At 67.1% G+C, this 23,927-nt stretch carries 19 protein-coding genes and 1 pseudogene; 16 read left to right on the top strand and 4 right to left on the bottom strand.

Annotated features, from left to right (window positions below; all coding sequences use genetic code 11):
* Window positions 1-82: 82 nt before the first annotated feature.
* Both EV644_RS17360 and EV644_RS17355 read right to left on the bottom strand, forming a co-directional pair.
* Window positions 83-2,245: a bifunctional polysaccharide deacetylase/glycosyltransferase family 2 protein gene (locus EV644_RS17360; RefSeq protein WP_132189293.1), complete on the bottom strand. Its 2,163-nt coding sequence runs from the start codon at window positions 2,243-2,245 to the stop codon at window positions 83-85.
* Window positions 2,246-2,292: 47 nt separating this feature from the next.
* Window positions 2,293-2,760 (bottom strand): hypothetical protein, encoded by a 468-nt coding sequence (locus tag EV644_RS17355; protein WP_132189292.1) that lies wholly within the window; start codon window positions 2,758-2,760, stop codon window positions 2,293-2,295.
* A 251-nt stretch (window positions 2,761-3,011) separates the two neighbouring features.
* Here EV644_RS17355 and EV644_RS17350 point away from each other — a divergent pair, with 251 nt between their 5' ends.
* The 14 genes and pseudogenes from EV644_RS17350 (at window position 3,012) to EV644_RS17280 (ending at window position 18,076) form a co-directional block, all read left to right on the top strand.
* Window positions 3,012-3,770, top strand: coding sequence for a DNRLRE domain-containing protein (locus EV644_RS17350; protein ID WP_241998289.1), 759 nt, complete (start codon window positions 3,012-3,014; stop codon window positions 3,768-3,770).
* A gap of 237 nt (window positions 3,771-4,007) precedes the next feature.
* Window positions 4,008-4,352 (top strand): hypothetical protein, encoded by a 345-nt coding sequence (locus EV644_RS17345; RefSeq protein ID WP_132189291.1) that lies wholly within the window; start codon window positions 4,008-4,010, stop codon window positions 4,350-4,352.
* Between the two features lie 334 nt (window positions 4,353-4,686).
* Window positions 4,687-5,694, top strand: a complete 1,008-nt coding sequence (locus EV644_RS17340) for a hypothetical protein (RefSeq protein WP_132189290.1) — start codon at window positions 4,687-4,689, stop codon at window positions 5,692-5,694.
* Between the two features lie 327 nt (window positions 5,695-6,021).
* The gene (locus tag EV644_RS17335; RefSeq protein ID WP_158292850.1) at window positions 6,022-6,456 is read left to right on the top strand and encodes a hypothetical protein; all 435 of its coding nucleotides are present in this window, start codon (window positions 6,022-6,024) and stop codon (window positions 6,454-6,456) included.
* On the top strand, window positions 6,417-6,740 hold the full coding sequence (locus tag EV644_RS17330; protein ID WP_132189288.1) for a hypothetical protein: 324 nt from the start codon (window positions 6,417-6,419) through the stop codon (window positions 6,738-6,740). The genes EV644_RS17335 and EV644_RS17330 overlap by 40 nt, the downstream gene beginning before the upstream one ends.
* A gap of 94 nt (window positions 6,741-6,834) precedes the next feature.
* A pseudogene (locus EV644_RS47770) lies at window positions 6,835-7,173 on the top strand (DUF4241 domain-containing protein); the annotation flags it as partial.
* A gap of 151 nt (window positions 7,174-7,324) precedes the next feature.
* Window positions 7,325-8,593: a hypothetical protein gene (locus EV644_RS17320; protein ID WP_241998286.1), complete on the top strand. Its 1,269-nt coding sequence runs from the start codon at window positions 7,325-7,327 to the stop codon at window positions 8,591-8,593.
* Between the two features lie 442 nt (window positions 8,594-9,035).
* Window positions 9,036-9,698: an SMI1/KNR4 family protein gene (locus EV644_RS17315; protein WP_132333382.1), complete on the top strand. Its 663-nt coding sequence runs from the start codon at window positions 9,036-9,038 to the stop codon at window positions 9,696-9,698.
* 310 nt (window positions 9,699-10,008) lie between these two features.
* The gene (locus EV644_RS17305) at window positions 10,009-10,470 is read left to right on the top strand and encodes a hypothetical protein (protein WP_132333380.1); all 462 of its coding nucleotides are present in this window, start codon (window positions 10,009-10,011) and stop codon (window positions 10,468-10,470) included.
* A complete protein-coding gene (locus EV644_RS17300) occupies window positions 10,470-11,150 on the top strand; it encodes a DUF4241 domain-containing protein (protein ID WP_132189282.1) in 681 nt (226 codons plus the stop codon). The genes EV644_RS17305 and EV644_RS17300 overlap by 1 nt, the downstream gene beginning before the upstream one ends.
* Before the next feature lie 274 nt (window positions 11,151-11,424).
* Entirely contained in the window at window positions 11,425-13,542 is a 2,118-nt protein-coding gene (gene glgX, locus EV644_RS17295; RefSeq protein ID WP_132189281.1) for a glycogen debranching protein GlgX, read from the top strand.
* Window positions 13,539-15,944: a malto-oligosyltrehalose synthase gene (gene treY, locus EV644_RS17290; protein WP_132189280.1), complete on the top strand. Its 2,406-nt coding sequence runs from the start codon at window positions 13,539-13,541 to the stop codon at window positions 15,942-15,944. Before glgX ends, treY begins: the two co-directional genes overlap by 4 nt.
* Window positions 15,945-15,947: 3 nt before the next feature.
* Window positions 15,948-17,678, top strand: coding sequence for a malto-oligosyltrehalose trehalohydrolase (treZ, locus tag EV644_RS17285; protein ID WP_132189279.1), 1,731 nt, complete (start codon window positions 15,948-15,950; stop codon window positions 17,676-17,678).
* Between the two features lie 206 nt (window positions 17,679-17,884).
* A complete protein-coding gene (locus EV644_RS17280) occupies window positions 17,885-18,076 on the top strand; it encodes a hypothetical protein (protein ID WP_132189278.1) in 192 nt (63 codons plus the stop codon).
* Window positions 18,077-18,342: 266 nt separating this feature from the next.
* Here EV644_RS17280 and EV644_RS17275 read toward each other — a convergent pair whose 3' ends face one another.
* Window positions 18,343-21,009: a GNAT family N-acetyltransferase gene (locus EV644_RS17275; protein ID WP_241998284.1), complete on the bottom strand. Its 2,667-nt coding sequence runs from the start codon at window positions 21,007-21,009 to the stop codon at window positions 18,343-18,345.
* An 85-nt stretch (window positions 21,010-21,094) separates the two neighbouring features.
* On the opposite strand from EV644_RS17275, the gene EV644_RS17270 reads away from it, so the two are divergent.
* Entirely contained in the window at window positions 21,095-21,814 is a 720-nt protein-coding gene (locus EV644_RS17270; RefSeq protein ID WP_132189277.1) for a siderophore-interacting protein, read from the top strand.
* Between the two features lie 163 nt (window positions 21,815-21,977).
* A complete protein-coding gene (locus tag EV644_RS17265) occupies window positions 21,978-22,430 on the top strand; it encodes a GNAT family N-acetyltransferase (protein ID WP_132189276.1) in 453 nt (150 codons plus the stop codon).
* On the opposite strand, the gene sthA is transcribed toward EV644_RS17265, so the two are convergent.
* A complete protein-coding gene (sthA, locus tag EV644_RS17260) occupies window positions 22,427-23,833 on the bottom strand; it encodes a Si-specific NAD(P)(+) transhydrogenase (RefSeq protein ID WP_132189275.1) in 1,407 nt (468 codons plus the stop codon). The two genes, EV644_RS17265 and sthA, sit on opposite strands and share 4 nt — an antisense overlap.
* Between the last annotated feature and the right edge of the window lie 94 nt (window positions 23,834-23,927).

Genomic DNA, 23,927 nt, shown 5'->3' with positions numbered 1-23,927 from the left:
GGACGCGCTCCTGAGGTCGGGCCGCAGGGCGGGCGGCCGGTTGCCCGGAATCATGCGAGCGGATTCCCGGATCCGGAAGCGATCAGCCGGTAAAAGTCCGGGAACCAGGGAAATCCTTCGACCGCCGCCCTGCCGCCGAGCCCTCCCGCCGCCTGCGGTCGCCGCCCTCAGCGGGTGACGTCAGCGAGGCGGGCGGGACAGCGAGACTTCCGTAGCGCTCCATCCGCTGCCAGCGCAGGCGCGAGCCTGCCAGAGCGGTGAAGACCGACTGGCTGACGACCAGGTACATCAGTTGCCGGTAGACGAACTGCTGCAGCGGCAGACTCCACAGCGGGCCGGGCTTCTCGCCGTCCAGGCGGAACGCGTACAGGCCCATTCCGACCTGCAGAGCCATGAAACCGGCCCAGACCAGACCCACCCGCAGCGGGTTGAGGAAGACGAGTCCGTAGAGCGCGAACACGTCCACCACCGGCGCGAGCAGCGGGAGCAGTACCTGGAAGAGCAGGAGGTAGGTCAGTCCTCGCCGACCGAGCTTGCCGGCCTGTCCTCGCTGGACCCAGGCGCCGCGGTGCTTCCACATCGCCTGCAGCGTGCCGTAGCACCAGCGGTACCGCTGCCGCCACAGTGCGCCCAGGCTGGCCGGCGCCTCGGTCCAGGCGCGAGCCCGCTCTTCGTAGACGACCCGCCAGCCGTCACGGCACAACGCCATGGTCAGGTCGGTGTCCTCCGCCAGCGTCACGTCGCTCAGCCCGCCGATGCGCTGCAGCGCGCTCCGCCGGAACCCGCCGACCGCACCAGGCACGGTCGGCATGCACTCGGCGAGGTCGAACAACCGGCGGTCCAGGTTGAAGCCCACCACGTACTCAATGTGCTGCCAGCGGCCCAGCAGGCCCTTGCGGTTGCCGACCTTCGCGTTACCGGAGACGGCCCCGACGGACGGGTCGGCGAACGGCTGGACCAGCATCCGTACCGCGTCCTCCTCGAAGACGGTGTCGCCGTCGACCATCACCACGAGTTCGTACGACGCCGCCTGCAGGCCGGTGTTCAACGCGGCCGGTTTCCCCGCGTTCTGCTGCCTGATCACCTGGACGCCGGGGAGGCGAAGCGATTCGACCACGTCCGCGGTTCCGTCGCTCGAGCCGTCGTCCACGACGATCACCTCGACCGGATGGTCCGAGGCGACCAGTGACCGCACGGCCGCCTCGATCCCGGCAGACTCGTTGTAGGCCGGCACGATCACCGTGACAGGCTCGGTGACCGGCTCGCCCCACGACCAGTACCGCTCGCGCGCATGCCGCTTCGCGGCGATCACGGTGGCCACCGCGCGCAACACGCTCAGGGCGCCCGCGGCGTACAGGAGCCAGCCGAGTACATCAAGAGTGCCGTCGCTCAACCGCATCGCGCCGATCACGGCCATCCCGCGGCTGCGTTCCACCACACCGACCGGCTGGACGGGCTGCGGCAGGGCCACGGTGTCGCTCACGGTGGCGAACCGGAAGCCACGGGCCTTGAGGGTGGGGATCAGCTTCTGCAGGGCGGCCAGCGTCTGGGTGCGGTCGCCACCGGCGTCGTGCATCAGCAGTACCTGGCCGGCCGTGCCCTTGGGGGTGGAGTTCGCGATCACCTGTGCCGTGCCCGGGCGCCGCCAGTCCTCGCTGTCCAGCGTGGTCAGCACCGTCAGGTACCCGGCGTGCCGCGCCCACTCGATCGACGACCAGTCGGCGTTGGTGAGGGCGCTCGGCCCGGACGAGTACGGCGGCCGCAGCAGCGGCGTACTGACTCCGGTGGCACCGGCCAGGATCAACTGGCTCTGCCGCAGTTCCAGAGACCGCCGCCAGTCCGGGATGGTGCTGAGGTTCGCGTGCGTGAAGGTGTGCAGGCCGATTTGGTGACCTTCGGCGACAATGCGGCGGGCCAGCTCGGGGTGCGCGGCGACCTCGGTGCCGATCACGAAGAAAGTCGCCTTGACCTTCTGGGCCTTCAGCAGGTCGAGCACCTTCGGGGTCCAGACCGGATCCGGGCCGTCGTCGAAGGTGATCGCGATCGTCCGCGGCTTGGGCCGCGCCGACCGGGCCGACGCGGTCCCAGCGTCGATGACCGGCCCACCATTCGCGATGGCAGCCGGTACTGCGTTGTGCGGGCCGCCGGCCGTGGCCGCGCCGTCGGGTGCTGTGCCGTAGAGGTGATGTGTATACCCGTGCAGGAGCAGCGCGCCTGACAGGCAGACAAGGAGCACCGTCAGCATGACCCAGTGAGTCCGTAGCGGGACCTGCCGTGCTCGGCGGGCGCGGCTCACGGCTTGCCGGGGGTCTTGGTGCGTCCGGGCGGCTCGGTGGTGGGCTTACCGTGCCCGGGTGTTCCTCCCGGCGGCACAGGTGCGACCGTCGGCGTCGCGCTGGTGCCGGCGGTCGGGGTCGCAGTGGGAGCCGAGGGCGTCGACCGGTCACCCGGTGAGGGAGTGGTCGACTCTTCGGTGACCGGGTGCGCGGTCGTGTCCGAAGTACTGGCGGGGTCGCCGGGCTCGGGGGTTTCCGCCGGTTGCTGGGTGGTCTTGACCGTGGGAGCGGGTTGCTGCTTGGCGGCCTCCGGCAGCGGGATCAACGGCGTATCGACCTGGGGTCCGCCCAGCACGCTGCTGGCCAGCAGCACCAGATACCCGACCACCGGGATGGCGACGACGAGCCCGAGTCGACGAATCCTGCGTTGACGATGCCCGGACGAGTCCACGAAAACCGGCTTCCGGGCGGGGAAGGGCTTCACAAGCGCGGGATCTTACTCGCCTCGAAGCCTACCCGGCAGTCCGATACACGCAGTCAGAACCATTACACCGAACGTGCTCCGGCTCATGGCCACCACACCTCGCGCCGCCGGTATCGCGCCGCGCCCGCCCGAGTCGGGCCGACCAGCTCGTCCGGTTCGACCTGGACGGCCGTGGACTGACCCTGGGCGCTCCGGCCGGCTCGAAGGCTCTGACGCCGAAGATTTCCGGCGACACGGTCACCTACCCGGACGTGTTCGGCGATGCCGATCTGGTCTACCAGGTCGGGCCGGACCAGCTGAAGGAGAGCATCGTCCTGGCGTCGGCGCCGGCCGACCCGACGTACCGCTTCAGCCTGAAACTGGCCGGCGTGAAGGCCGTGCCGCAGCAGCCGGACGGCTCGATCGTGTTCTCCCCGCAGGGCGGGGTCGGCCGGCCGCTGTTCACGATGCCGCGGCTGTTCATGACCGATGCCCGGGACGACGCGGCGTCGCCGTACGGGAAGGCCTTCAGCGACAAGGTGACGCAGACCGTCACCCAGCGCGGAGCGAACATCGACATCACTGTGAGCGCGGACGCAGGCTGGCTGAACAGCGCCGACCGGCAGTTCCCGGTGGTGATCGATCCGACGATCGCCATCGAACCGGCGCCTGAACAGGCCCAGGACGCGATGGTGGACTCCGGCGCGCCGACCACCAACTGCGGCGGCATCACCGGTCTGTACGCCGGTACGACCGCCTCGGCCAAACGCCGGAGTCTGCTGAAGTTCGATCTGTCCAGCGTCCCGCCAGGCACCCCGATCGACGCGGCCCAGCTGAAGTTGTACTTCGACCAGTCGTTCCAGACCAACGCCAACGCCGTGCAACTGGAGGTCCGGCAGGCGGCCTTGCCCTGGACCGAGTCCACGGTGAACTGGAACTCGCCCGTCAACGGCGCGCTCGGCACGCTCGGTTACAACATGGCGTGTGTCGACGACAGCTACACGAGCAAGACGTCGATGGTCGGCGCATGACTCGCCGGAACGTCGACCCTCGCGGACGGCGGCGGGTACAAGTACCAGAACGACGCGGCCACCGGCTCGTCGTTCACCTGGGTTCTTTCGATCGATTGATCATCACCTCCGTAAGGGAAATGGCTTCACTGTGATAGATATGACTGGTTACGCGCCCCCTCGGGTTGAATTGGTGTCAAATTATGTAAACCGTCGTCCGACGGGGGGCCAGCAGCAAATTGTGAGGGTGGGGTTCTGATGTCGGGGGGAATCTCCTTCGACTCGCGCCGCAGTTGGATGGTCTCCGGGTGGATCTTCGAGGCGCTGGTGGAGGAGGCCTATGTTCATGCCGGCCCTCGCTCTGATGTGACGTACTGGCTGCAGGTCGGGCTTGCCAATAACCTGGTGGCACTTGAGCTGCGGGAACAGCAGCTGGCTGCTGACATGCTCGAGGCGCTGAGATCCGCTGCCGAGTCCGACGTGTCCAAGATTTCGTCAGGGGAGTCAGCGGGGACCAAGGACGATCAGCTGTATCGCGGCGCGCTTCTGCGCCTTCTGGAGATGATCGAAACGTATCGGAACGGCTCGGCCGGAGGATCGTGAATGCTGGGCGTTGTACGGGCGTGAGGTGGCGCCGGTACGTCGCGCGACGTACCGGCCAGCGACAGGATCGATTCCCGAGGCTTACCTCCTGTTCCACTGATCAACGAGACCTGGAACTTCAAGGTGCGGGGGAACAGCGCCTGTGCGACGCAGGTATCGTCCGTGATCGTCGGGCCGAGCGATGCAAACGTCGAAGGCCTCGCAGCGAACCAGTCCGTGTCTGCCCAGACGGGATCCCAGTTCAAGGTCGAGCATCCGCGCAATCCCAAGAGAACGTTCCTGGGGTGCGCGCCAGGGTTCAATATCCTCGGACGAACGCTTGGTGTGGCTTTGGGTGGCCCTGGACATCCCGATGTACCTTGAGGGGTACAAGGCCTGCGGTGAACCTACGGACCTCGACGAGATGCTCTACCCTGGCGCGGGAACCTGTTTCTTCAATGCCGGGCTCCGGTGTCGTGAGAAGGAATTTATGAGCATTCCGGAGAAGGTGGCGTCTGAAACTTTGCCAGGTTATCTGGCGAGCAAGATTCCTGACTATGTTTCCGATGTACGCAGGGAAGTGGATCGCGGGAATCCGGAGTGGTTGACGGCTACTGCGTTGCTGCGGGATGTGTTCCTGTACGGAGCTTTCCGATCTGCTGTCCTCGCGGGCGACGAGGAGATGGTTGTGCTCTGCTATGCGATCGTCGAGGACCTGCTGGCCAGCCCAGATGAGTTGTTACGTCCGGCCGCGATCGACGGGATCGTTTCTGCTGTCCTGTCGACCGATAGTTGGGCCCGCTCGGCTCAACAGCACGGCGGTCCGAGGTTGCTGTCCGAGCTTGATGAGTCCACCGGAGGGCCGTGGTGGCGGACCCAGAAGGATGGATTCGGCGACGACTATCCACCGCCTGCGGCTCGTCAGCTTCACCTCGCGGCGTACCTGTACCAGGACGGGATATTCCTCCACGCCAGGCAGGAGGTGCCGGATGGCACCTACTCGACTACGCTGCCGTTCGCAAAGGTTGCGAGTATCGACACCCCGTCGCTAGGCGGAACTGTCGCCGGGATGCTGCTGGAGCTGAAGGAGACTCCGCCGCCGGCCGCGCGGCACCTGGTCGACGAATTTCTCGAATTCGTCGGCGTAGCGGACTGGCTGACCTTCTACACAGCGTCGGTGTCGGTGGATATCTCAGCCACCGTAGCGACCTTCGAAGCGCAGGTCTGGCCGCGAGTGAAGGACCTCGGAGGCTCCGTTGCCCGGCGGCCGGGCGCGCCCTTGAAGATCCAGGACTGGCGAGACTCCGATGCCCTCGGCCTGGCACTGCGCACCGCCTTCAGCACAAGCACCGTGACCGGCTGATGCAATCTCAGCTGGCTGGCGTCTACAAGATCGGTGAGCTTTACCTTCTGCACGCCATGGAACAAGCTCCGCCGGGCTTCTGGGGTGGATCAGCACCGAGAGCCGAGTTGACGAGAACGCTGCCCTGATCGATGCCACCGGGATCGCAAGGCGCACTGAGGTGAACAGCTGGTTCTACTCGTGGGCGAGCTTTCGCGGGCCGCCGCACTCGCAAGTACTGGATCCTCCGAGCCGGCCGCACCCTGATCGTGCTGCCCTCTCGGAGTTCTCGCCTGAGGAGGAGGCCCGCTTCCGCACCCACCTCGTCACCACAGGACTACTGCGATCATGAACGAACCGCTGACCTGCCAATCGCTTCCGGGCTATCTGGAGCAGAACTTTTCTGACTATCTGGCGACGATCTGGACCGTACGAAGTCGAAACCACCCTGCTGTGGTGACCGCGGACATGGTGGTTGCCGAGGTGTTCGTCGACCAGATCTTCGTGACCGGGGCGAGCACCGGCGACCGGGAGTTGCTCGGTCGGTGGCTCGAGACCGTCGAGCGGGTGCTCGGCGGTCCGGACGAGTCGTTGCGGGAAATCTTCGTCGACTATGTCGAGCCGGTGGTGCTGAAGACGGATCGGGCGCGGTGGACGCAGGAGTTGGCGGGGCCGTTGTTGAGAGCCCCCGACTGGATGCCGCGGTCGGAGCGTCGTGGCGACGCAAGGTCGGTGGGTTCGGCTTGGAGTACGAGGACAAGCTGTCGGTGCCGCTCATTGTGAGCGGCTATCTGTACCGCGGCGAGATTCTGCTGCACTCCGCCAGGCAAACGCGGGATCGGACCTCGGTTCCGCTGACTCGGCCTTTTGCGCGGATGCCTGCTCGCAGCGGTGCGTATCGCGTCGGGGCCACGGTGGCGGAGATGCTGGAGGTCCTGCCGCGGAGGATGGATGACGATCCTCGGCATCAAGTGGACGAGTTCCTGTCGTTCGCCGGTATCGCCGACTGGGTGGCCTTCTACGCGGAGTCGTTGACGGTGAATCTGCAGGGCAGGGCAGATTCGTAGGCCCTGTCGATCTGGCCGGTTCACAAGGCTGACCGGGGTGATCCGCAGGTCGACTGGTGGCCGGGTGAATCCTTGTCTGTGCCGGACTGGCGGGATGCGGCCGATCTCGGAACGGCGGTGCTGGCAGCCTTCCGGACCGCGACGGTCAACGGACGGTCCATGCCGAAGAGACAGCCGGGCCGCGGCGGCAGTGGGTCGGAGGACCGGCCCTCGATATTCTTGGAGGTCAGTGTCGATGGCAGTCGTTCAGTGGGAGCAGCCGCCTGACCCGTCGATGCCTGCGCCGCTGCGCCGGGTGACAGGGGTGAAATTGCAGGTCACCGACCGTGACGTGGTCAGATGGGAACTCGCGCGGACGCGCGGCCAGGAGGCGACTCCGGTGACGGCGACCGAATTTCCCGGCTTCGTCGTCAATGGGGGATTCGGTGCTCTGCTGGATGCGGCCGGTCTGCCGTTCAGTCGCTGTTGCAGGACCAATGGAGCGAGCTGGAGGCGATCACCGATCGGGTCCGCGACTCGTCGGGACGGATTGGTTACCTGGCGATCGATCCGGAGCTACTCAGTCGGGCTGAGGCGGCGGAACAATGACGGTGCTGAAGAGCACGGAGGATCTGCCGCGGTATCTGGTCGAGGTTCTGCCGGAGTCGACCGAGGCCGTCGAGGAGGTTCGGCTGGAGTATCGGGACGATCCGGCGATCCGGACCTACGGATATGTGTCGCTGGCGTTCTGGTGGCCGGTTTTTGAGCCTGCGTTGAGGGATGGGACTGACCTGGGGCTCGTGGGCCGGTGTTTCGAGGTGTTGGAGGCGATGCTTTCGTGTCCGGAGCAGGAGGTCCGGGACGCCGCCGGAATCCGGGTCACGCCGTACCTGCTGGGGTCCCGCTGGTGGTCGCTGGTCTGCCGGTACGCCGGTCCCGCGACGGGCGCTGATCTGCGTGCGCACGGCTGCGAGCCTGCCGTGCCGCGGCTCTCCGGGTATGCCGCCTACCTGAAGGAGCGGTTTCCGGAATACCGGGGAGCGATCGACAACGTGGTCGTGTCCGGGCCCGTGGATTGGTACGTCGCCAATGCGCTGACGCGGGACATCCTGGTCGGCGACGTCCTGAGGCGTGCTGTCGAGTTCGGGGACGAGGAGGTGCTCGGGCGTTGGTACCGGACAGTCGAGGAGTTGTTGGCGAGTCCGGATGACGAGCTGACGGACGCAGTACTGCATGAGGTGCCGCGGGCTGCCTGGGATACGGCGGCTCATGGTCGGGCGAGTCAGTTGAGAGCCGGCCCCCTGCTGGCAAGTGCGATCGATGACCACTACGGGGACACGTCCTGGCGAACCAAGGACGACTGGGTCGACGTGCGGCGGGAAGACCTCAGGACGATCGCGTTCGTCTCGATCTATCAGTACCGAGGCGAGTTGCTGATGCACTGTGCTCGGCTCACCAGGGCACGCGACGGCTGGCCGACGGTCAAGCCGTTCGCGCGGATCCCGACGGCCAGTACGCCCGACGAGATCGGCGCGGTGGTGTCGGCCGCCCTGGCAGAGGCGGCTGAGGACACGTCGGAGCCGACGCACCAGTTGGACGAGTTCTTGGAGTTCGCGGGCGGCGTGAAGTGGCGGACGCTGTATACCCAGTCCCTGCAGGTGTCGGTTGAACTCACCCCGGCCAACGGCGACGTTCGGGTCTGGGCCCACGAAGGCAGTCAACGCGGGGATATCTTCATCAGCCCGCCGATCGACTCGCCGATCATCTCGAACCTGCGGTGGGGTGCAGACCTCGGGACTTCGGTCATCGCGGCCCTCTATCGCTCGTCGACGACCGGTGGACAGAGCCCGGCGAAACCGCCTGACCAATGGTGAACAGTCAACACTAATTGTGGCAACCTGTTCGACGGGGATGGGTGGCAACACGTGTTGTACGAGCATGTGGAAGGTAGTCCAGGAGCGTATGGCGGTGCGTTGCTCCGCGCCACAGAGTTATTCGAGGATTACGATGATGAAGCGATGAGGCGAGTGTTTCAGGTGTTGGCGCCGGTACTTCCGCCCGGCCGTCCGAGAAAGTTGCCGACCTATGCGGGCCTGCCAGTTCCAAGACTAGTCTATGAGGACGCGGCCGATTATCAGCCAGACGCTCAGTGGACTTCGCCCGGTGCATGACGCTGAATCGGTCGCGCTGGAGCACGCTGCTCGACGGGGATCTATTTGACAGGAGCAATTCTATGAACTATTCGGGCAATGGCTCCGCGGAGTTTGTCGACAACTACCTACAGTTGATGCCCATCGCTGAGCTAGCTGGGGTTTGATGATGGACCTGAATTCATTCCTTGTGGCTTATCGGTCCTGGCTTCGGGGGATTGTGCCGGGTTTGGATGGCGCGTTCCGAGGTCCGGCGGAGGACGCTGCGCTCGATCGGTATGAGGACGCTGTCGGGGCCGAGTTGCCTGGTGAGTTGGGGCAGCTTTGGAGGATCCACGATGGTGAAGCTGGTCCGGAGCCCAGCGGGGGGACGATCGGCGGGCTGGTGTTTCTCGGGGTGGAGAGGTCGTTGAGTGAATGGGCTATGTGGTCGTCGATCCGAGCGGAGACGTCTGACGCGGACCTGCAGGCCCTGAGTACTTTCTCCGAATCGGTTCCGGCGGAGGCTGTTCAGTCGGAGTACTCGGCGGCCGGGTGGTTGCCGATTTTGAAGGAGAGCATGGAGGCGAACTACCTGGGTCCGGATCTCGCTCCAGGACCGGGTGGTGTGCCGGGTCAGGTAATCAACTTCGGACGTGACGAGGATCGGAAGGTTGTGATCTCGAGGTCGATGTCCGACCTGCTGGGCTTCCTCACGTCGGAAGCCGAGAGGGGCGAGTTCGTCGTCTCCTCGGTCCATCCCGGCGGTCAGCCGGTACTGGCCCACCGGCGCGGCCGGCTCATCTCCGTCCTGTGCGACCTCGCCGAGTCTCGCGGGCCACTGGCATAGCCGGTGACGAAGACAACCGATACGAGCTTCGACGCTTTGGACCGCACGAATTCGGATCGGAAGGCGATGAACGTCCGCGGATACAGAGTGCTGCAGTGGGATGGTGGCTTTGATTGTCTTTGGTCGTCGAGTGGCGGCGCCCGGTACCGCGGCGAGGGCTTCGATGGGTTGAGCCTGACGCCCGGCACCGATTGGATGCCTGGGGACCTGGAGTTCCTGGACGACCTCCCCGGGCTGCGTTACCTCGACGTGTCGGCCAAGCTGTCCAATGACCTGGAGGCCTTCCGGGTTCGACACGCTTGAGGACTTGATGGTGGCAGTAGAGATCGAGGTGTTCTGTCGGCAGCGGCCGGATCGGCTGCTCGTCTGTCGGCTCGCCGGTTGGGTCATGCGGACGGTTATGGATGTCGAGCAGGGCGACGCCGTTGTGGCTGAAGATGACGAGCATGTGTGGTTGGCGCGGTGGGGGACTTCCGTGTCGGCGCAGGTGGTCGAACTGCCTCCGGGTGACTACGAGTTCGCCGATCGGTGGTCGCTGACCTTTGCGCCCGGTGAACGCGGCGTGGACCCGAGCAAACTCTTTGCCGTGGTGCTGGCCGACGCCGCAGCAGTTCTTTGCGATGGGTTCCTTCGAGACGAAATCGGCCTGGTAGGCGGTGGGCAACGAGCCGCAGGTGACCTGAGCAGGGTATTGCTGAGACGTGCGCCGACCAGCGAGTCGACCGCATCGTCGGTTCTCAAGGACATGACTGAGAGGAGTAGTGCTGACTGATGGGGTTGTCCGGGCCTGATGTTGGGGCGTTGTTCGCGGAGGGGGCTCGGCATCGGTGGGTGGGTGGCCGGATCTCGCGGCTGGATGTGGTCCGAGTTGGGGATCTGGTAGTTCCCAGCGGGAGGCTTGTTGTTCGGGACCCGGCTGACTGGGTTCAGGATGATGCGGAGGAGACAGAGCCGTTCACGGTGGTCGCGCGGCCTGGGGTTTGGCGGATCTCTCTTTCCGTCGTGCACTGGGACGAGTCGCCGGATCAGCGGGTGCCGCCGCCGATACGCCGGCCGACGGCGGTGAAGGCCGAGTTGGGCGATGCCGAGGTCCGGAGTTGGGAGCTCGGGTTGACAGCCGGGGAACAGGCACCGGAGGACGACGCCGACGGCTTGCCCGGGTTCGGCGTCGATACAGGTCTGGGATGTTTGCTCGACCCGTCCGACCTCGGGTTTCTTCGTCGCTTGCAGCGCGATGACCTGGAGAGGCTGGATTCGATCCTGGATGCGGTCGGTCCCGACGGAGCCGAGATCATCACCGATCCGGAGCTGGTCGGTGGACTTCTGATCTTCGCCTGCGGGATGGGTGACGGGGTCTATCCAGCATGGATCGGTCGCGACGCTGAAGGGCGTCCGGTTTCGGTCGTGATCGATCTGGAACTGCTGTCACACAGCCTCGGTGCGGCCGTTTGAGACCAGAAGCGGTGGCTGAGGTCAGCGGTTGGTGATGGATGTTGCTTGGGGTAGGAGGGTGAACAGGCGTTCGGGGGCCGGCAGCGTGTCCAGCGGTACGTCACTCTTGGCTGCTACGAGATAACGCCAGTAACCCATCGGGGGGAGGCTAGCAGCTTCGGGTTCGGGTGAAGCGGCGTTCGGGAGGCGGGAATTGGTCTCGGCTGGGTTAACTTGCGGGGGCAGATCACCCCACTGTTCTTCGGGTGGGGGTAGGGGTGGGTACCGTCGTCAAGTGCAGAAATGGCCTGGTCGTCCCTATCCCCTCGGAGCTACGTATGACGGCTCCGGTACGAACTTTGCAGTGTTCTCGGAGGTTGCTGAGCGTGTCGACCTGGCGTTGATCGGTGACGACGGGTCCGAGCAGCTGGTCCAGTTGACCGAGGTGGACGGGTTCGTGTGGCACGCGTACCTGCCGGCGGTGCAGCCCGGGCAGCGGTACGGGTACCGCGTGCACGGGCCGTACAACCCCGGCGAGGGGCACCGGTGCAACCCGTCCAAGCTGCTGCTGGACCCGTACGCCAAGGCCATCGACGGGCAGGTGGACGGCGACGAGTCGCTGTTCAGCTACCGGTTCGACAAGCCCACCGAGCCGAACACGATGGACAACCGCGAGCACACCATGCTGTCGGTCGTCACCAACCCGTTCTTCGACTGGGGCAACGACCGCCCGCCGGGTCACGCGTACCACGAGACCGTGATCTACGAGGCGCACGTCAAGGGCCTGACCAAGACCCATCCGGGGCTGCCGGAGGAGATCCGCGGCACGTACGCCGGGATCGGGCACCCGGCGATCATCGAGCACCTCAAGGAGCTCGGGGTGACCGCGATCGAGTTGATGCCGGTGCACCAGTTCGCCCAGGACGGGCATCTGCAGGAGCGGAACCTGTCGAACTACTGGGGCTACAACACGATCGGCTTCTTCTCCCCGCACAACGCCTACTCGTCGCTGGGTGGCCGGGGACAGCAGGTGACCGAGTTCAAGACGATGGTCCAGGCGCTGCACGAGGCCGACATCGAGGTGATCCTCGACGTCGTCTACAACCACACCGCCGAGGGCAACGAGTTCGGCCCGACGCTGTCGTTCAAGGGCATCGACAACGCGGCGTACTACCGGCTGGTGGACTCGGACAAGACGCACTACTACGACACCACCGGCACCGGGAACAGCCTGCTGATGCGGCACCCGCACGTGCTGCAGCTGATCATGGACTCGCTGCGCTACTGGGTCACCGAGATGCACGTGGACGGATTCCGGTTCGACCTGGCGTCCACGCTGGCCCGCCAGTTCCACGAGGTGGACCGGCTGTCGGCGTTCTTCGACCTGGTCCAGCAGGATCCGGTGGTGAGCCAGGTGAAACTGATCGCCGAGCCGTGGGACGTCGGCGACGGCGGCTACCAGGTGGGCAACTTCCCGCCGCTGTGGACCGAGTGGAACGGCAAGTACCGCGACACCGTGCGGGACTTCTGGCGTGGCGAGAAGTACACGCTGGCCGAGTTCGGCTCCCGGCTGACCGGCTCGTCGGATCTGTACCGCGACGACAGCCGCCGCCCGCTGGCGAGCATCAACTTCGTCACCGCGCACGACGGCTTCACCCTGCGCGACCTCGTCTCCTACAACGAGAAGCACAACGAGGCCAACGGCGAGGGTGGCAACGACGGCGAGAGCCACAACCGTTCCTGGAACTGCGGTGCCGAGGGTGAGACCGATGATCCCGCCGTGCGGGCGCTGCGGACCAAGCAGCAGCGCAACTTCCTGGCCACCTTGCTGATCTCGCAAGGTGTCCCGATGCTCGCCCACGGCGACGAGCTCGGCCGCACGCAGAGCGGCAACAACAACGTCTACTGCCAGGACAACGAGCTCGCCTGGGTGAACTGGGACCTCACGGAGGAGCAGCAGGACCTGCTGGAGTTCACCGGCGACCTGGTCCGGCTGCGCAACGAGCACCCGGTACTGCGGCGCCGCCGGTTCTTCCACGGCGACACAGGGATAGACGGACTGGGCGATCTGGTCTGGTTCACCCCCGACGGCCAGGAGATGCAGGACGGCGACTGGAGCCGGGACGACGCCCGCGCGGTGGCCGTGTTCCTCAACGGTGACGCCATCTCGGAGCCGGATCCGCGCGGAGAGCCGGTGGTGGACGACTCGTTCCTGATCCTGCTGAACAGCAACTACGAGCCGCAGGACTTCCTGCTGCCTACCAAGGAGTACGGCGACGCCTGGTCCGTGGTGGTGGACACCATCAGGCCGACCGGTCGTGCCAACGAGGAGGACCACCCCGCGGGGAGCACCATCCGGATCGAGGCTCACGGCATGCTGGTCCTGACCCGCCCCCGTCAGGCGACCGGATGACCGCGGTCCCGCAGGCGACGTACCGGCTGCAGCTGCATGCCGGGTTCGGGTTCGACGACGCCGCCGAGGCTGTCTCGTACCTGTACAGCCTGGGGGTCTCGCACGCCTACCTGTCCCCGATCCTGCAGGCCACGCCCGGTTCCACCCACGGGTACGACGTGGTCGACCACAGCAGGTTGTCGCAGGCGGCCGGCGGGCGTCCCGCGTTCGACCGGCTCGCCGCGAAGCTCGCGGATCACCGGATGGGCGCGATCGCGGACGTAGTACCGAACCATGTGGCGGTGCCGACGCCCGCGCGGCTCAACAAGGCGCTGTGGTCCGTACTGCGGGACGGACCGAGCTCGCCTTATGCGGAGTGGTTCGACGTCGACTGGGGCGCGGGGAACCAGCCGCTGCTGATGGCGGTGCTCGGCCACCGCATCGGCAAGGTGCTCGCGGACGGCGAGCTGTCGGTCGACGGTGACGTCCTGCGGTACTACGACCACGAGTTCCCGCTGCGACCCGGCACGGAGAACCTGCCGATCGCGGAACTCGTCACCGAGCAGTGGTACCGCCTGGCGCACTGGCGGGTCGCCGACGAGGAGCTGAACTACCGGCGCTTCTTCGACGTCGACACGCTGGCCGCCGTCCGGGTGGAGAACCAGGAGGTCTTCGAGGCCACCCACGCGTTGCTGTTCTCCTTGCTGCACGAGGGCAAGCTCAACGGCTTCCGCATCGACCACCCGGACGGCCTGGCCGATCCGCGCGGCTACCTACGCCGGCTGGCCGAGCGAACGGGCGGTGCCTGGGTCGTGGTGGAGAAGATCCTCGAGGGCGAGGAGGAGCTGCCTGCCGACTGGCCCTGCGCCGGCACCACCGGGTACGACGCCCTCCTGCGCGTCGGCGGCCTCTTCGTCGACCCGTCGGGGGCGGCGCCGCTGTCCGCGTTCCACTCGGAGCTCACCGGCGAGCCGGCCGACTTCGCCCCGGTCGTGGAGCAGGCCAAGCGCGAGGTGGTGAAGCACGGCCAGTACGCCGAGGTCCACCGGCTCGTGGAGCTCCTGGCCCGGATCTGCCAGGACGACGTGCGGCTGCGCGACCACACCCGCCGGGCCTTCCACGAGGTGGTCGTCGAGCTGCTGGTGAACTTCGACCGGTACCGCGCCTACGTAGTACCGGGTGAGCAGCCGGACCACACCGCGGTGATGGCGATGGAGCACGCCACCGAGCTGGCCCGGCGCCACCTGGACGAGGAGCTGCAGGACACGCTCGAGCTGGTCCGGGACCTCCTGCTCGGCCGCGAAGCCGGTACTGCGAGCCGGATCGACGAGGACGCCCGGCACGAGCTGATCGTGCGGTTCCAGCAGACCTGCGGCCCGGTGATGGCGAAGGGGATCGAGGACACCGCCTTCTACCGGTGGTTCCGGCTCACGGCGCTCAACGAGGTCGGCGGCGACCCGGAGCACTTCGGGGTTTCGCCGGAGGAGTTCCACGCCTACGCGGCCCGGCTGAACGATCGCTGGCCGCGCACCATGACCACGCTCTCCACGCACGACACCAAGCGCTCCGAGGACGTCCGCGCCCGGCTGGCCGTCTTGTCGGAACAGCCGGGAGCCTGGACGGAGGCCGTCCGGCACTGGCGCTCGCTGTCCGCGGACTACCGGGACACTGCCCTCGACGGCAGCACGGAGTACCTGCTGTGGCAGACGCTGTTCGGCACCTGGGACCACGGCCCGCTGGCCGAGGACCGGCTGCAGGCCTACCTGCAGAAGGCGATCCGCGAGGCGAAGCGGCACACCAGTTGGACCTCGCCGGACTCGGAGTACGAGGAGTCCGTCGCCGCCTTCGCGACCGCAGTACTGGCCGACAAGGCCCTGCTTGACTCCGTACGCCGGTTCGCCGACGCGCAGGCGGAGTTCGTCCGGGCGGCGACGCTCGGGCAGAAGCTCGTCCAGCTGACGATGCCGGGAGTTCCGGACGTCTACCAGGGCAGCGAGTTCGTCGACCTGTCCCTGGTGGATCCGGACAACCGGCGGACGGTCGATTACCTGCGGCGGATCGAGCGGCTGACCCGGCTGGACGGCGGCGCCAACCCGGACGGGCTGTCGGACGAGAAGCTGCTGGTGACCTCGAGGGCTCTGCGGTTGCGTCGGCAGCAACCCGAGGTCTTCGCAGGGAGCTACACGCCGCTCCCGACCTCCAGTGGTCACGCTGTCGCCTTCGCCCGGGGAGACTCTGTGGTCACGATCGCGACCCGGCTGCCGGTGGCCCTGCGTCGCCTGGGCGGTTGGGGTGACAGCACGGTCGTGCTGCCCGAGGGTGAGTGGCGGGACGTGTTGACCGGCCGGTCCGTGGGTAGTGGAGCGGCTCGGATCCACGACCTGCTCTCGGATCTCCCAGTCGCATTGCTGACCAGGAGTTGATGGATGCACACCTTCACCGTCTGGGCCCCGGACGCTTCTGCTGTCTCGCTGGTGTTGCGTAGCGGGGCTCTGAAGATGGCGGAGACCGACGACGGCGGGTGGTGGGAGCTCGAGGTGCCCGAAGCCGGGCACGGGACGGACTACGCGTTCTCCGTTGACGGTAGTGAGCCGATGCCCGATCCGCGGAGCCCCTGGCAGCCGGACGGCGTGCACGGCTTCAGCAGGGTCTTCGATACCGGTCTGCATGACTGGAGTGACGGCGGCTGGGCCGGCCGGGATGCGCGGGGCTCGGTGTTCTATGAGCTGCACATCGGCACGTTCACTCCCGAAGGCACGCTCGAAGCCGCCACCGGTCACCTCGACTACCTGGTCGCGTTGGGCGTCGAGATGGTGTCGCTGATGCCGGTCGCGGCGTTCCCCGGTCGCCACGGCTGGGGGTACGACGGCGTCGACCTCTACGCGGTGCACGAGCCCTACGGAGGGCCGGAAGCCCTGCAGCGATTTGTCGATCGGTGCCACTCGGTGGGACTCGCGGTGTGCTTGGACGTGGTCTACAACCACCTCGGCCCGAGCGGGAACTACCTGGGCTCGTTCGGCCCGTACTTCACCTCCCGGCACACCACGCCTTGGGGCCCGGCGGTGAACCTGGACGCCGCCGGCAGCTTTGAGGTGCGCCGGTGGATCTGCGACAACGCCCTGCGCTGGTTCCGGGAGTTCCGCCTCGACGCGTTGCGCCTGGACGCAGTACACGCGTTGGCTGATGACAGCCCGAAGCACCTGCTGGCTCAGCTGTCCGAGGAGACGGCTGCACTGTCGGCTTCACTCGGGCGGCCGTTGGGGTTGGTGGCCGAGTCGGATCTGAACGACCCGCGCATGGTCGAGCCGGTGGCCGAGGGCGGGCTCGGGATGACCGCGCAGTGGAGCGACGACTTCCACCACGCGCTGCACACCCTGCTGACCGGGGAGCGAGCCGGGTACTACGTGGACTTCGGCGAGCCGGCGGTCTTCGCGAAGACGCTGCGCGAGGTGTTCCTGCACGACGGGTCGTACTCGACCTTCCGCGGCAAAGACTGGGGCCGGCCGGTGGATCCCGGGCGGCATCGCGGCGGGGAGTTCCTCGTCTACACCTCGAACCACGACCAGGTCGGCAACCGCGCGCTCGGCGATCGGCCGCACCTCACCCCCGGCCAGTTGGCGATCGGCGCCGCGCTGGTGCTCACCTCGCCGTACACGCCGATGTTGTTCATGGGCGAGGAGTGGGGAGCCTCCACGCCGTGGCGGTACTTCACGGATCACGGCCAGCCTGAACTGGCTGAGGCCGTCCGGACCGGCCGTCGCCGCGAGTTCGCGGCGTACGGATGGGACGCCGAGGACATCCCCGACCCGCAGGACCCGGCGACCTGGCAGAGCTCGGTGCTGGACTGGGCCGAGCTGGACGAGTCGCCGCATCGCGAGCTGCTCGCCTGGTACCGCGATCTGCTGGCGCTGCGGGCCCGGAGCGAGGACCTGCGCGAGGATCGTTTGGGGTCGGCGGAGATCTCGTACGACGAGGACGGCTCGTGGTTGGTAGTCCGCCGGGGGGCGCTGCGAGTGGTGGTGAACCTCGATCCGGCCGAGCTGGTGGTGCCGCTGGACGACGTACCGGCTTACCAGGTGATGGCGTTCGGCGTGGCCGAGATCGTCACCGAGGGTGTCCGGATTGCCGGGCACGGGGTGGGCGTTTTCGCCGCCTGAGTTCTTCCGCGCTGTGAAGAAAGTCCGCGGTAATCCGGCCGGAATGCCTTTGCCATCAGAAAAGTCTGGACAAATCGGACGAATACCGGTCGAAGAGTCCGTTTGTCGGAGGGTAGTTGAAGAATCGCTTGTGCGAGTGGCCCCCGGTGACGGACTGTTGAGAGCCAGCAGGGGTAGCAGCCGGGGGGAAGACCGGGAGGAGATCGATGACAGTCGGAGGCGTCGACACCTACTACGACTACGAAGAGAAGCAGTGGAAGAGCAGGAGGCTGGGAGGCGGCCCGATCCGTCGTGGCCCGGTCTGCCCAGCGCCACGGACCACGGACCATCAGCAGACCGAGCGGCGCGCCGCCGGCCGCGATCACACCACCAGCAAGGACGACAAGGTCCTCAGCTGACCAGCCGCCGAGCCGGCGACACCCGAGCCGGCCAGTCCCGCCAGATCTGACCGCCGACGGAACTCGCACCCGACGACTTCTTCCACTAGACAGAGCCGCGCCCGGGTAGCCACCCGCACCCGGGCGCAGCGCTGCGCGCTTCACAAGCCTCTCGGTTTCCCGGACAGCCGCCCGGTGACGACCTAGCCGGGCTAATGCCGGCGACGGAGGAGCGAGGCCAGTCCGCGACCACGTCACCGCACGCCTGCGACAAGGCCCGCCTGCGATCACCGGCCCGACCCTGAGGCCTCCGTCCTCGCCATGAACCGGTTGAAGACCTCCCTGGTCATGAAGCCGAGCTGAGCTTGCTTCGTCGAGCCGTCGTGCTGGGCGATGGCGACCTGCGCGCCGAGGGTGAAGCCGGTTCGCTTCAGCCGGGCGACGGCCTTGTCGTTGCGCGCATCGGGTTCGGCCACCACCCGCGGATGTCCGAGGTGGTTCAACAGGAACGACCCGAGGACCCCCAGCAGATCCTCGGTGAAGCCCCGACGCCAGTCGCCCGGAGCAATGAGCAGGTGCGAGCCGATGTCGCCCACCCGTACGTCGTACACCTCGCCGACAGGATCCGCCTGCGGGTCATAGGTCTGGAACAACGCGACCGGCTGATCGTCCAGGTGGACCAGGTAGACGTGGTGCGTGGGCAACGAGTCGAGGAACTCGTAGGTGCCGAGCACCTCGTCGCGCGACTTGCCGGTCATCCCCCAGAAACGGGCCCGTTCGGCAGAGATCCAGCCGTGAATCAGGTCGAGGTCCCGCTGCGGTTCGACCGGTAGGACGCGGACCGTGCCGAAGCCGTCCACCACCTGCTCGAACGTATCGTCCTCGGCGGTGAGCTGGTCCCAGGCGGTCTCGATCGCTGCGAGTTCGCCGCGCAACCAGAGCGGCAACTGGTCGTGATGGTGCGGATCACCCAGTACTCCGGACGCGCCGAGCGGCACGATCCACTGACTGGCGGAGCGGTCGCCCAGGTCCCACGCATAACGGGCGGCAGACGCTCTGATGCAGACGTCGGTGAACCCCGGCAGGCTCGAGGTGGACATCACGCAGTGGTGGTCGCCGGACAACGCCAGCTCGAAGCTCTCCTCGCCCGCGGCGAAAACCGGCCCCCTCAGCGCATGCAAGGGAGCGAGGTGATGGGTGTCTCCCCACGGTCCTCGAGGTTTGCGGGATGCCACCTCCTCGAGCGCCTCCTTGACCAGCCAGGTGACGTTGAGGTCAGGCAGCAGGTCGGTGGTGAGTAGATTCTCGAGCGCGAACGACGTGTGGGTGAGCGTGTCGAGCCACGGCAGGAAGAGCTCGGAGGAGTCGACATCCTCGTCGAGGACGGCAAGGCGGGGGTGCTCGGCCAGCCGGCGGATCAGCGCCTTCCGGACTGCCGCGTAGCTGGAGGCAACGTTGCTGACGGCATCCATCCGGCGATCCCAGGCGAGCAACTGCTCACGCAAGGCGGTTGCCTCCGGCGACAGTTCTTCCAACCCTGCCAGGAGATCCAGGATCAGTCCCGCCGATCCGAGCCAGGTGTCGCTATGGATCGAAGGCATCTCGGCAACGGTCCAGTCGGACCGCTCGTCGAGTAGTTGCCTGATCCGCCGGGATCGGAACGGTGCGGCGAAATCCACCCCCAGCGGCTCGGCCAACTCGCGCGCGTTCGCCATCACCGCGACACCGCCGACCTCGGCGCGCGGCATGGGCTCGTACCAGCCCTGCCACTGGTGATCGGCTTCCCAGGCCGGTACGACGCGTTGCCAGTTCTGAGGGTGGCGTCGTGGCACCACCCCGGCGGTCCGGTGCAGGAGTCCGCCGGAGGTGTCGGCCGCCATCACGACGTTGACGGGCTCCATCCAGGGATCGAAGGCGGCGTCCACGTCGGCGACAGTGGTTGCCTTGAGCAACGCGGGGAGCGTCTCGAAACCGATTCGTCCGGTCACCCGTGGCGGATACCGCAGACTGATCGCCTGGCTCTGGCCGGGTCCGCCGATGATCACCGGGCCGCGGTCGGTCTCGATCACCTCGATCTCCACGGACTCGCCCCTCGCGACCTCGACCACCTCGGTGTACCACGTCGCCCGCTGCCAGCCATCCGGCCCGAGCGCCTCGACCCCTGACTCGCTCCCCGATCCGGTCCGCCGGAGTTGCTCGTTGAACAGGTCCTGGTAGTCCGCCATAGCGTTGGTGATCGCCCAGGCCACACCGCCGGTATGCCCGAAGTGCGCCATCCCGGGGATGCCCGGAACCGCCAGACCGACCACGTCGTACTCCGGGCAGGCCAGCCGGAGCTGCTGGTAGACACCCGGGCTCTCGATGTAGCGATGCGGGTCGCCCGCGACGATCGGAGTACCGGTCGCGGTGCGTTCGCCGGAGATGAGCCACCCGTTGCTGCCCGCAGTACGGGGGCCTTCGGAGTTGAAGAGGTCGATCGCCGCGTCGCCGAGGTGGCGGACGACGTGCTCGCGCCAGAGCTTGGTCGGGAACCCGGCGAACAGCACGTGCACGGCCAGCCAGATCCCGACCGGCGCCCACGGCTCCCACTCCTGCAGGGTGAGCCCCGTGGCGGCGAACTCGGGCGCCCGCCGAGCGCCGCCCGGCAGACCGTGGTTGACGCCGGCCACGTACGCCGAGATCCACTCGCGGGTGTCGTCGTCGAGATTCTGGTAGCAGTGTTGCGCCGTGTCGTCGAGGCGGGCCTGACGCGCGAACACGTCCCAGCCGAGCGCCTCGGGTCCGAGGAAGGCGGCGCTGGTGCCGAGGAAGCGGCGTCGCTCCAGCTCGATCTGCCAGGCGCGGTCGGTCGCCGCGTTGCGGCCCTGGAGATAGGCGAGTGCGAGCGGGTCGCCGGCCCTCAAGTGCGGTACACCCCAGGCGTCCCTGAAGACCTTGGCGTTCACTCTCGTCATCCTGCTTTCAGTTAGGTTAGGCTGCGCTAACTTACAAGTCGGATACTTCCGTCGCAACGAGGCAATCATCCAGGAGGAGGCGGCAGTGGGGCGTGGCTGGGAGGGCGTGGTTCTCAAGCTGTTCCGCGGCAAGGACTTCGTGCTCTCCGTGACGGGCGCTGAGCAGGTCACCGAGCGCTACCGGCGGGTGCACTTCACCGACGGCGGCGTGCTGGAGGCGACCGGCGTACACCCGACCATGTGGGTGCGGCTGTGGTTCGACAACGCCGGCAAACCGCACCAGCGCGCCTACACCCTGGTCGATCCGGACGTCGAGGCGGGCACGTTCAGCCTGGAGTTCGCGCTGCACGACGGGTGCGCGAGCGTCTGGTCCCGCCAGGCGGAGCCCGGCGACACCATCGACGCGACAGTGCAGGGGACGGGGTTCGAGGTACCGGATCCGCTGCCGCAGCGGATGCTCGTGATCGGTGACCCGGCCTCGTTGCCTGCGATCAACTCGCTGCTGTCGGTGGCGCCGAAGGTCCCCGCGACGATCTGGTTCGAGACCTCGCACGACTCCGACCACGAGTTGCCGCTGCGCCTCGACCCCGAGCATCACGACCTCCGCGTGGTCTCTCGCAAGGACGACCAACTGGTCACCGACGTCAAGGCAACCCTGCCCGACCTGATAGACGACCCTGCCAACACCTTCGTCTGGATCGCCTGCGACACCGCCACCACTCGAGCCCTCACCTCCTACGCCCTCAAGGACCTGGCAATCCCCAAAGCCCGAATCCACTCCCTCGGCTACTGGCGAGCCGCATGACCAGTACCTCGGCGGCCGGCGCCTGTACTGCGCATCCGGTGGCCCGCGGGGTGCGGCGGCAGGGGCACGGCCGGGGCTCGTCCAACCGTGACAGGCAGGCGGTCCGGCTGTGTGCTGAGGTAATTGGCGGGCGGTGGGTGTGGGTGGGCGTTAGCGTGGCGGGATGATTCGTGTGCTCGACCTGGCCGATCCCGAGACCGCCGTGCGGGTGCTCGTCGTGCAGCACCTGGCGTACGCGGTCGAGGCGGAACTGATCGGCTTCGACGGCATCCCGCCGCTGCAGGAGGATCTCGCAGGGCTGATGGCGTCTACTGAGCACTGGTTCGGCCGGTATGACGAGGACGAGTTGGTGGCCGCGGTCGCCTACGAGTTCCCCGACGAGTCGACGGTCGAGATCAGCCGCCTGGTCGTCGACCCGGCGCACGCCCGCCGAGGTCACGGCCGCGCACTCCTGGATCACCTGGACGCCGTCGAACGCCGCCCCACCAGCCTCGTCTCCACCGGCAGCGCCAACCACCCAGCCACCGCCCTCTACCTCTCCCGCGGCTACACCGAGACCGGCCGCGCCACCATCGCCCCCGGAGTACAAGTCACCCACTTCAGCCGCACGCGCTAAGAACCAAAGGCTTCCAGGGCTCGGATCTTGTTGGTTACGTCCAGGGCGGCGACTTTGTAGGCCTCCGAGAGGGTCGGGTAGTTGAGGACGGTGTCGACGAGGTAGTCGACGGTGCCGCCGCAGCCCATGATGGCCTGGCCGATGTGGACCAGGTCGGTGGCGTTGGTGCCGAAGACGTGGACGCCGAGCAGGGTTCGGTCCTCGGTGGAGACCAGGAGCTTGAGCATGCCGTAGGTGTCGCCCAGGATCTGGCCACGGGCGAGCTCGCGATAGCGGGAGACGCCGACCTCGTAGGGGACGGAGGAGCGGGTCAGCTCCTCCTCGGTGGCGCCGCAGTAGGAGACCTCGGGGATCGTGTAGATGCCGATCGGCTGGAGACCGGCCAGCTCGCGCGCCGGCTCGCCGAAGGCGTGGTACGCCGCGAGGCGGCCCTGGTCCATGCTGTTCGCGGCGAGGGCGGGGAACCCGATCACGTCGCCGACCGCGTAGATGTGCTCGACGGTGGTCCGGTAGTGCTCATCGACCTTGATCCGGCCGCGGGAGTCCGCCTCGAGGCCGGCGGAGGTCAGGTTCAGCTCGTCGGTGACGCCCTGGCGGCCGGCGGAGTACATCACCATCTCGGCGGGGATCCGTTTGCCGCTGGCCAGTGATGTCACCGTGCCGCGCGCGGAGACCTCGACCCGCTCGACCTCCTCGCCGAACCGGAAGGTGACCGCCTGGTCGCGCAGGTGGAACTTGAGCGACTCGACCACCTCCGGGTCGCAGAACTCCAGCATCCGGTCGCGCTTCTCCACGACAGTCACCCGGGTGCCGAGCGCCGCGAACATTGACGCGTACTCGATCCCGATCACGCCGGCGCCGACCACCACCATCGAGGTCGGCACCTTCTCCAGCTTGAGGATCGCGTCGGAGTCGAGCACGTACCGGTCGTCGAACTCGATCTCCGGCGGCCGCGCGGGCCTGGTCCCGGTCGCGATCACCACCTTGTCCGCGGTGATCGTGCTCGACTCGCCGCGGCCGCTCCCGATCACCCGGACCGTGTGCGGATCGAGGAAACTCGCCGTGCCCTGCAGGAGCTCGACGTGGTTGCGCAGGAGTTGCGCACGCACCACCTCGACCTCACGGCCGACGACGTGCTGGGTCCGCGCCATCAGATCCGCGATGGTGATGTCGGACTTCACCCGGTAGCTCGCGCCGTACAGGTCGCGCAGGGCCATGCCGGTCAGATACAGCACGGCCTCGCGCAGGGTCTTCGACGGGATCGTCCCGGTGTTCACACAGACCCCACCCAGCATCGAGCCGCGCTCCACCACCGCGACCTTCCGCCCGAGCTTGGCCCCCGCGATCGCGGCCTTCTGCCCACCGGGTCCCGAACCGATCACCACCAGGTCGTAGTCGAACATGCGATCTCCCCACGGCAGGCAGCGGAACCAGTCCCCTCAGGCTCCCCGCGGGACAGCCCACTGGCAAGGCACTCAGCAGGAATCCTCAACGAAC

It is taken from the genome of Kribbella orskensis, assembly GCF_004342085.1.
Taxonomy (GTDB): Bacteria; Actinomycetota; Actinomycetes; order Propionibacteriales; family Kribbellaceae; genus Kribbella; species Kribbella orskensis.
The sequence above is the reverse complement of the archived record's forward strand: the minus strand, read 5'-3'. Positions and strand labels throughout refer to the sequence as shown.